At 67.0% G+C, this 8240-nt stretch carries 10 protein-coding genes; all 10 read left to right on the top strand.

Translation table 11 applies throughout. The features are described 5' to 3' along the window. The first annotated feature begins 274 nt into the window (after positions 1-274). A complete protein-coding gene (locus tag GL284_RS20880) occupies positions 275-2053 on the top strand; it encodes a hypothetical protein (RefSeq protein ID WP_155046335.1) in 1779 nt (592 codons plus the stop codon). A gap of 78 nt (positions 2054-2131) precedes the next feature. Next, positions 2132-2377: a hypothetical protein gene (locus GL284_RS20875; RefSeq protein WP_155046334.1), complete on the top strand. Its 246-nt coding sequence runs from the start codon at positions 2132-2134 to the stop codon at positions 2375-2377. A gap of 99 nt (positions 2378-2476) precedes the next feature. Next, positions 2477-3199, top strand: coding sequence for an RNA polymerase sigma factor (locus GL284_RS20870; RefSeq protein ID WP_155046333.1), 723 nt, complete (start codon positions 2477-2479; stop codon positions 3197-3199). A gap of 84 nt (positions 3200-3283) precedes the next feature. Continuing rightward, the gene (locus GL284_RS20865) at positions 3284-3478 is read left to right on the top strand and encodes a hypothetical protein (RefSeq protein ID WP_018303655.1); all 195 of its coding nucleotides are present in this window, start codon (positions 3284-3286) and stop codon (positions 3476-3478) included. Positions 3479-3516: 38 nt separating this feature from the next. After that, positions 3517-3813, top strand: a complete 297-nt coding sequence (locus GL284_RS20860) for a hypothetical protein (protein ID WP_155046332.1) — start codon at positions 3517-3519, stop codon at positions 3811-3813. Beyond that, positions 3813-4688: an ATP-binding protein gene (locus GL284_RS20855; protein ID WP_155046331.1), complete on the top strand. Its 876-nt coding sequence runs from the start codon at positions 3813-3815 to the stop codon at positions 4686-4688. The genes GL284_RS20860 and GL284_RS20855 overlap by 1 nt, the downstream gene beginning before the upstream one ends. A 101-nt stretch (positions 4689-4789) precedes the next feature. Then, positions 4790-5413 carry a hypothetical protein gene (locus tag GL284_RS20850; protein ID WP_155046330.1) on the top strand — a complete coding sequence of 208 codons (624 nt, stop codon included), beginning with the start codon at positions 4790-4792 and terminating at the stop codon, positions 5411-5413. A 14-nt stretch (positions 5414-5427) separates the two neighbouring features. After that, positions 5428-7116, top strand: coding sequence for a DEAD/DEAH box helicase (locus tag GL284_RS20845; RefSeq protein ID WP_155046329.1), 1689 nt, complete (start codon positions 5428-5430; stop codon positions 7114-7116). A gap of 3 nt (positions 7117-7119) precedes the next feature. Beyond that, positions 7120-7530 carry a DUF6511 domain-containing protein gene (locus tag GL284_RS21735; protein WP_230383231.1) on the top strand — a complete coding sequence of 137 codons (411 nt, stop codon included), beginning with the start codon at positions 7120-7122 and terminating at the stop codon, positions 7528-7530. Continuing rightward, the coding region (locus GL284_RS21980) for a hypothetical protein (RefSeq protein ID WP_425274256.1) at positions 7530-8240 on the top strand (711 nt) is incomplete at its 3' end. The genes GL284_RS21735 and GL284_RS21980, both read left to right, overlap by 1 nt.

Raw genomic sequence — 8240 nt, 5'->3', positions numbered from 1 at the left:
CGCTGGTCAGCGCGATACGCACCGCATCCCTGCGAAATTCATCCGTCCTGCCTGTGCCCATGGTTCATCTCCTTTGCTGCACATTACGTGATCAAAGGAGCGGCACCAAACCGCGACAGGTCCAGAGCAAACGCTCGAGTTCGATCGGCAACCCGATCCGCTCTGCAAGAGCATCTGGGCATTTCTGAATGCCCGCCAGACATTCGAGGACGCCGAGAGTTTCCACTTCGCTCGAAAATTCAGGGACTATGGCAAACTTTACGATGCCTTCGAGGTGGAACTCGAAAAAGCGGTCAACCTCAATTCGGGGTCGATCGACGAAGCGGCTCTGGCCGCGAAGATCACGTCGGTTCTGCAACTTAAAACCGCCTGCACGGTGAAGGCGCTGGATCTGCCCGCCACTGCCGCGCACCCAGCGTCGATCATGCTGATCGTTCGCCATGGCGGGCCGCTGTCGAGCGTCCATGACCATCGTGACGACGGGCGCCGGGGCACGATCTATTATCGCCCGCCGAACGAGGCCACTCTCATCTACACGCCCGCCATCCGACAGATTGAGGTCTGCGCGGACAGTCCGGTCGTGCGGCAGGGCGTTGCCGGGTCATTCGCTGACGAGGCCTTGGGGCACGACGTGTCGCAGAAGCCCCTGACTTGGAAGCGCTACAACCTTTCGCGTTTCCGCAGTTCGCTGCGGCTCGATCTGCCGCGTATCTCTGGATACGAGATCACGGACGCGCGCGTCCTCGAGGCTGAAATCCGCCTTGGCTCATGGAGCCGGAAGCTTCTTCTGAAGGTGGCGGCCGACGACGACATTGAGGAGGTCGCCGACCGCTATCTGAAGCCGAACAATATCTTCCGGCGCGCCGACGGCTTCAGCCGCGTCGGGATCGCCGTCACCTACAATCGCATCGGTGACGGCAAGGTGCGCACGCTCAACATCACCATTTCCGGCTCGAAGAGCTGCAATCTCCAGAGCAACAAGGATCCGGATGAACGCAACCTCGGGTTCGCGCTTCTCGACGCCTGGGGCATTCTCAGCGCCTTCAAGCAGATCGAGCCTACCGACCTGCGCGGGATATTCCCGCAACTGGTCATGCTTCACGACCGGACCGAGGACGATGTCAGCGGCGAGTATCTGCGCGAGCTCGGTCTCGATCCGGACCGCATGATCCAAGGCGGTCTTCTCGACCGGCGGGGGCGCCAAGACATTGTGCTTATCGACGATGATGACCTGGGGGGAGAAGCCGAGGTCAAGCCATCCGGCATCGAAGGCATGTCGCGTGTTGTCGGTGCCTTCGGAAAAGATGGGGGCCTGAGGCCGACTTCGGATCTCGAGATGTACGAGATCAACCGCGAGTGGCTGCACGAAACCGTGGTTGGGCTTTTGAAGCCGATGCTGAACAAGCTCGCGGCGCAGGTGCTGGATGCGGACCTGTCGATGCTCGGCTCCATGCGGATCGACGGTGCCGATGTTCCGATCTACTTCGCCCGTCGCCTTCACGACCTCAAGACGATTTCGCGCCTAGATCAGCTGATGCGCGCGCGCAACGCGGCCGGTGTCGGGATCGTGCTGTCGGCAGGCACTGACGGTCCTGGATACCTTGGGCCGAACCTCGTCGTCCCCGTTTCTGGCTGCATGTCAACGGGCGCCGACGATCTTCTTCTCTCGCGAGATGCGCTCGAGCTCGCCTACCGAACCAATCGTTCGCTGGCGCGGGGCGGTGCGACGCCGCAGGTCCTGCGATCGGGCACGCAATCGGCGACGTTGCACATTCCCGGCAAGACATCGCTCGCGCTGACGGGTGCGGATCAGATCACGATCTTCGAACGACTGGTCGCAGCCGAGAAGGCCGGCAGCCCCGATGTCCATGTCAAGCCGCTGATGGACGGGCTTGGGTCGCGCAGTCCGCAGCAGGCATTCCGGCCGAAAACTTGGGACAGCATCCGCGACGTCTACATTGGCGCTGGCACGAAACGGGGATACTGGCGCCTTCTGGTTAAAGCACAGCCAGCCGAAGACGTAGCCGAAGCTTCGGTCGAGGAACCCGTCTAACAACGGTCTAACATGCGACGGGGGACGGTCTAACAAACCGCTGATTATTGGAAGGGCTCCACATAGAGGAGCTTTTTCATGCCGACTCCCTTCCCCTCGCGCCAGGCAGCCCAGACGAGCTGGTCCCGCGCCGCGACGACCAAGCCCACCACCCACAACTCGGAATGGCGCTGCACGCGCTGTGACAAGCTGCTCGGCGTCTGCCGGGACGGCCGCATGCACCTGCGCTTCGCGCGGGGGCACGAGTATCTCGTGGGCTTTCCGGTTCAGGCCACCTGCCGGGGCTGCGGCACGCTGAACAACGCGCCCGCACCCACGCGCTGACGCGCGCATCCACCCAACCCCCTGAAATCGCAGAGACGCGCGACGTCCTGACCTGGCCACGAGAAGGCGCCGGACGCCTGGCCGCAAGGCAGGCGTCCGATGTCCTTCGCGTGGCACGAGATCCGTGATCACCTCATGCATTCCTCCTCCAACCTTCACTTCCAGCGCAGCTTCGACGCTGTCCGGCGTGGACAGGCTGCCCTCACGCCGTTCCGAGATCCGGCGGCTCTGCTCGACGGGCTGCACCGCATGCCCGGCGATCAGGGTCAGAAGAACGTGATCCTCGCTGCGCTCGTCAGGGCGGCGCAGGGCGACGGGCCCAGGTCCGACTGCGCGCTGACTCTCCTGCTGTTGGCGCTCTGGCCAGGCCTTGACGCCATCCGGCGCCGGTCGATCTGGCGCAGGCTCGGCACCGCCGACGAGGTCGCGTCCGATGTTCTGGCGCGCACCACCGAGGCCATCCGTGGGCTCGACCTCGGGCGGGTCAACTGGATCGCGGCGACGGTGCTGCGCAACGTCGAGCGCGACATGATCCGCGTGCGCCGGCGAGACCAGGCGCGTGAACATCTCGCCAGCGGCGCCGACCCCGACGAGGTGGCGGACAGCGGTGACAGCGGGATCGGCGCGGCCGGGTATGCACGGCTGAACGACGCCGTGCGCAAGCTGCTCGGCGACGACGCCCTGCTGGTGATCCGCGTGGCGATCGAGGGTTTCTCGCAAGCCGAGGCGGGAGCCGAACTGGGGCTGACCGAGGCCGCCGCTCGCAAGCGGTACCAGCGCGCGATGCGCCGGCTGAACGACGCCCTCCAGGAAATCCCCTGAGCCGATGTCCCGATCCGGCCCCGCCGGTGGCTTTTCCCATTCGAGCGCCCCGAGCGCCTTCCCTCCAACCGAAAGCAGACACGCATGAACCGCACTGCCGATCTGTCGCTCGAGGATTTCAGGCGTCTTCCGGGGCTCTATCGCCGCTGGGAGCTGACCGAGGTCTGCGAGCCCAACCGCAACTATCAGATCGAGGACGCCGGCGCCCATGCCGACGGGACGCCGCTCTTGGCGATCTACGTCGCCGAGCCCGCGCCCGACGTCCGCGAGGCCGCGTGATGCGCCTCCTCGATCACATCATCCCACGGAGAAACGCCATGCCGGACCAGCCGGACGCCATCACGCGCCTTCGCAAGGCGAGCTACGCCCTTGAAGACCTCCCCGAAACCATCGCCTTCCCGCAGCGCCCCGGCGACGAGCAGCGCGAGCCGTTGCCGGTCGTCGAGGCGACCGTCGACGAGATCGCCTTCGCGATCGTGGAAGCGGAGCGCGAGAACTCGGCCGCCTACCGCCGAACCGACGCGCTGAAGCGGCTCTACAAGCTCGCCCGCGAGGCGGGGTGCATCGGCGCAGATCGCGCCGCCGCTGCGGTGATGAAGAAGGAGGGCCAGTGATGGCCCTTCCCATCATCGGCGCCGATGAGCGGCTCGCTCAGCGCAAGGGCATCAAGGGCGTCATCTTAGGCCGGTCCGGCATCGGCAAGACCAGCCTGCTCTGGACGCTGAACGCCTCCACCACGCTCTTCCTCGATCTCGAGGCTGGCGACTTGGCGGTCGAGGGGCTGGAGATCGACACGCTCCGGCCCCGCACCTGGAAGGAATGCCGCGACTTCGCGGTGTTCATCGGCGGGCCGAACCCGGCGCTGCGCGAGGACCAGCCTTACAGCCAGGCGCATTTCGACGAGGTTTGCGGGCGGTACGGCGATCCCACGGTGATCGGGAAGTACGAGACCGTCTTTATCGACTCTATCACCGTGGCCGGGCGGCTCTGCTTCCAGTGGTGCCGTGGCCAGCCCGAGGCGTTCTCCGAGAAAACCGGCAAGCCCGACATCCGCGGCGCCTACGGGCTGCACGGCCGCGAGATGATCGGGTGGTTGACCCACCTCCAGCACACGCGCGGCAAGCATGTCTGGTTCGTTAGCATCCTCGACGAGAAGCTCGACGACTTCAATCGCAAGGTCTTCCAGCCGCAGATCGACGGCTCGAAGACCGGGCTCGAGCTGCCGGGGATCGTCGATCAGGTCATCACCATGGCCGACATCCCGGACCCGGGCGGCCAGCCGCAGCGCGCCTTCGTCTGCCAGACGCTGAACCCCTGGGGCTATCCGGCCAAGGACCGCTCCGGTCGCCTCGACAGGGTCGAGGCCCCGCATCTCGGCCGGCTGATGGAGAAGATCCAGCGTCCCGCCTCGCCTGCCTCCGAACGCCTGACCTGGCAGCCGGTGACGCCCGCCGATCCCGCCACCGCGCAGGAGCCCGGCCATGGCTGATCGCCTCTCGCCATGCCCGGTGTCCCGATCCGGTCGCCGGGGTGGCTTTTCCCATCTGACGCCGCTGCGCGTCCCACCCTCCAACTGAAAGGAGCCGCGCAATGTCCGGACCCTGGAACGACTTCAACTCCGCCCAATCCAACGCCAACGTCATCCCGAAGGGCACGCTCGCCAAGGTGCGCCTGACGCTCCGCCCCGGCGGCTTCGACGACCCCTCGCAGGGATGGACCGGCGGCTGGGCGCGCCGCGCCGCCACCGGCGCCGTCTATCTCGACGCCGAATACACCGTCGTCGAAGGGCCCTATGCCCGGCGCAAGATCTGGTCGCTGATCGGCCTCTACAGCCCGAAGGGCCCTGACTGGGCCAACATGGGGCGCGGCCTGATCCGCGGCATCCTCAACTCGGCGCGCGGCGTGTCCGACAAGGACAACTCGCCCGAGGCGCAGGTCCGCCGCCGCATCAACGGGTTCGGCGATCTCGACGGCGTCGAGTTCATCGCCCGCATCGACATCGGCCAGGACACCAACGGCGAGGACAAGAACGAGATCCGCGCTGCCGTCACCCCCGATCATCGCGACTACGCCGCGCTGGTGGGCACGGTCGCGCCGCAGTTCGCCGCCGCCCCGGCGCGGGGCCACGCCCCGCAGCAGCCCACCACGGCCACCCCGCCCAGCCAGCCCGCGTCCGCCCCCGGCGCCGTCGGTCGGCCGAGCTGGGCGCAGTAAGGGGGAGACCGGCCATGCGCCTGCGCCCCCGCCAGAAAACCTTCGTCGAGCGCAGCGTGGCTGCGCTCGCTTCCCGCGGCAACACCTTGGGCGTGGCGCCCACCGGCGCGGGCAAGACAATCATGCTCTCGGCGGTCACCGGCGAGATGATCGGGGACGGCGCCAAGGCCTGCGTGCTGGCGCATCGCGACGAGCTTACGGCGCAGAACCGCGCCAAGTTCCAGCGTGTGGTGCCGGGCGTCGCCACCTCGGTCATCGACGCCACCGAGAAATCCTGGAACGGCCAGGTCGCCTTCGCCATGGTGCCGACGCTGGCGCGGGCTTCGAACCTCGCCGACATGCCGCGCCTCGACCTGCTGGTCATTGACGAGGCGCACCATGCCGTCGCCGACAGCTACCGCCGCATCATCGACCGCGTGCGCGAAGCCAATCCCGACGCCCGCATCTTCGGGGTCACGGCGACGCCGAACCGGGGCGACAGGAAGGGCCTGCGCGAGGTCTTCGACAACGTGGCCGACCAGGTGCGGCTGGGCGAGTTGATCGCCTCGGGCCATCTCGTGCCGCCGCGCACCTTCGTCATCGACGTGGGCGTGCAGGACGAGTTGCGGTCCGTCCGCAAGACCATGTCGGATTTCGACATGGCGGAGGTGGCGGGCATCATGGACCGCGCGCCCGTCACCGACGAGGTGATCCGGCACTGGAAGGAAAAGGCTGGCGACAGGCAGACCGTGGTGTTCTGCTCGACCGTCGCGCATGCCGAACACGTTACCGACGCCTTCAGGGCGGCGGGCGTTTCCGCCGCGCTGATCCACGGCGATCTTTCAGCCGAGACCCGCAAGGCGATCCTCGCCGACTACGCGGCGGGCGCCATCCGCGTCGTGGTCAACGTTGCGGTGCTGACCGAGGGCTGGGACCACCCGCCCACCTCATGCGTCGTGCTGCTGCGGCCCAGCTCCTACAAGTCCACGATGATCCAGATGGTCGGGCGCGGGCTGCGCACCGTCGACCCCGAGGAACACCCCGGCATCGTCAAGACCGATTGTGTCGTGCTGGATTTTGGCACTTCGAGCCTGATCCACGGCACTCTGGAACAGGATGTCGATCTCGACGGCAAGTCCGAAACCGGCGAGGCGCCGACCAAGACCTGTCCTGCCTGCGAGGCGGAAATCCCGCTGGCCGCCACCGAATGCCCGCTCTGCGGCGAGGCGTTCCCGCGGGAGGACGAAGAGGCCGGTGAAGGCGGTGGTGCCGCGCCGCTCTCGGGCTTCATGATGACCGAGATCGACCTGCTAAAGCGGTCCAGCTTCGCCTGGGTCGACCTTTACGGCACGGACGATGCGCTGATGGCCACGGGCTTCGCGGCCTGGGGCGGCATCTTCTGGCTGGACGGGGTCTGGTACGCCATCGGCGGGGCGAAGGGCGAACGCCCCCATCTGCTGGGCGTGGGCGAGCGCACCGTCTGCCTCGCGCAGGCCGACGACTGGCTGAACACCCACGAGACCGACGAGAGCGCCTTCAAGACCCGATCCTGGCTGCGCCAGCCGCCGACCGAGAAGCAGCTTCAGTACCTGCCGCCGGAGTGCCGCCATGACTTCGGCCTGACGCGCTACCGCGCCTCCGCGCTGATGACCTTCGGCTTCAACAAGCGCGCCATCCGCCAGCTGATCGACACGGCGGCCTCTCCCGAACGGAGGGCGGCATGACCCATGTCCACATCCACCCCCATCACGGCCGAGGACCGGCGGCGGATCTGGCATCCGCGTGGAACGCTCTGTGCTGTCTGCCGGCAACCCACCCATGGTTTTGGCTGGTTCGATCCGCACCGGTCGAAGCAGCCCCGGCCATCGGTCTGGTTCTGCTCGATGCCCTGCCAGTCCTTCTGGACGCGCTTGGCGCGGGAGCGTTTCGCCATGGTTGACCTGACCGAGGAGGAGCGCGCCGCCGTCACCACCACCATGAAGCGCGTGGCGCTGCTGATGGACGAGATCGGCTGGGCCACCCCGCTTTCCGATCTGACCGAGGCGCAGGTGCGCGCACTGATCGAGGAGGCCGTCGAGGGCTTCCGCGAGTCCATGTCCGACATCGCCCGGGCGCAGACGCCGGAGGTGCCGTTCTGATGCTGGACTACAATCATCGGCCCAGTTTCGCCGACCGGGTCAACGCCGCCATCGATCGCGCGCTGACCGCCGATCAGGCGACGCGGCCGCCCCGCGACTACCTCGGCGGCTCGCGTCTCGGGCAGCCTTGCGAGCGCGCCCTGCAGTTCGAGTTCACGGCGACGCCGAAGGACGAGGGCCAGGACTTCAGCGGCCAGTCGCTGCGCATCTTCGCCATCGGCCACGCGCTCGAGGATCTCGCCGTCGCCTGGCTGCGCGGCGCGGGCTTCGACCTCTACACCCGCAAGGGCAACCGGCGCGACGGCGGCCAGTCCGGCTTCTCCGTCGCGGGCGGGCGCATCCGCGGTCATGTCGACGGCATCATCGCTGCGGGGCCCGCAGGCTTCGGTCTCGCCGTTCCCGCGCTCTGGGAATGCAAGACGATGAACGCGAAAAACTGGCGCGCCTGCGTCAAGGACGGCGTGACCAAGTCGAAGCCGGTCTACGCCGCCCAGATCGCGGTCTACCAAGCCTACATGGAAGGGACGGTCCCCGGCATCTCGGCCGCGCCCGCGCTCTTCACCGCGATCAACAAGGATACGGCCGAGTATCCGTCTTGGTCAAGGGCGTTCAGGCAGCCAATCTCGCCTCTCGCGAAGCAAAGTGTTCGCAAGGATGATGATGCGCCGCATGATAGCGGTAATGGCCACTTTCTTCGCCTTGCCGGCTTT

It is taken from the genome of Paracoccus shanxieyensis (genome assembly GCF_009711265.1).
GTDB classification, from domain to species: Bacteria; Pseudomonadota; Alphaproteobacteria; order Rhodobacterales; family Rhodobacteraceae; genus Paracoccus; species Paracoccus shanxieyensis.
The sequence above is the reverse complement of the archived record's forward strand: the minus strand, read 5'-3'. Positions and strand labels throughout refer to the sequence as shown.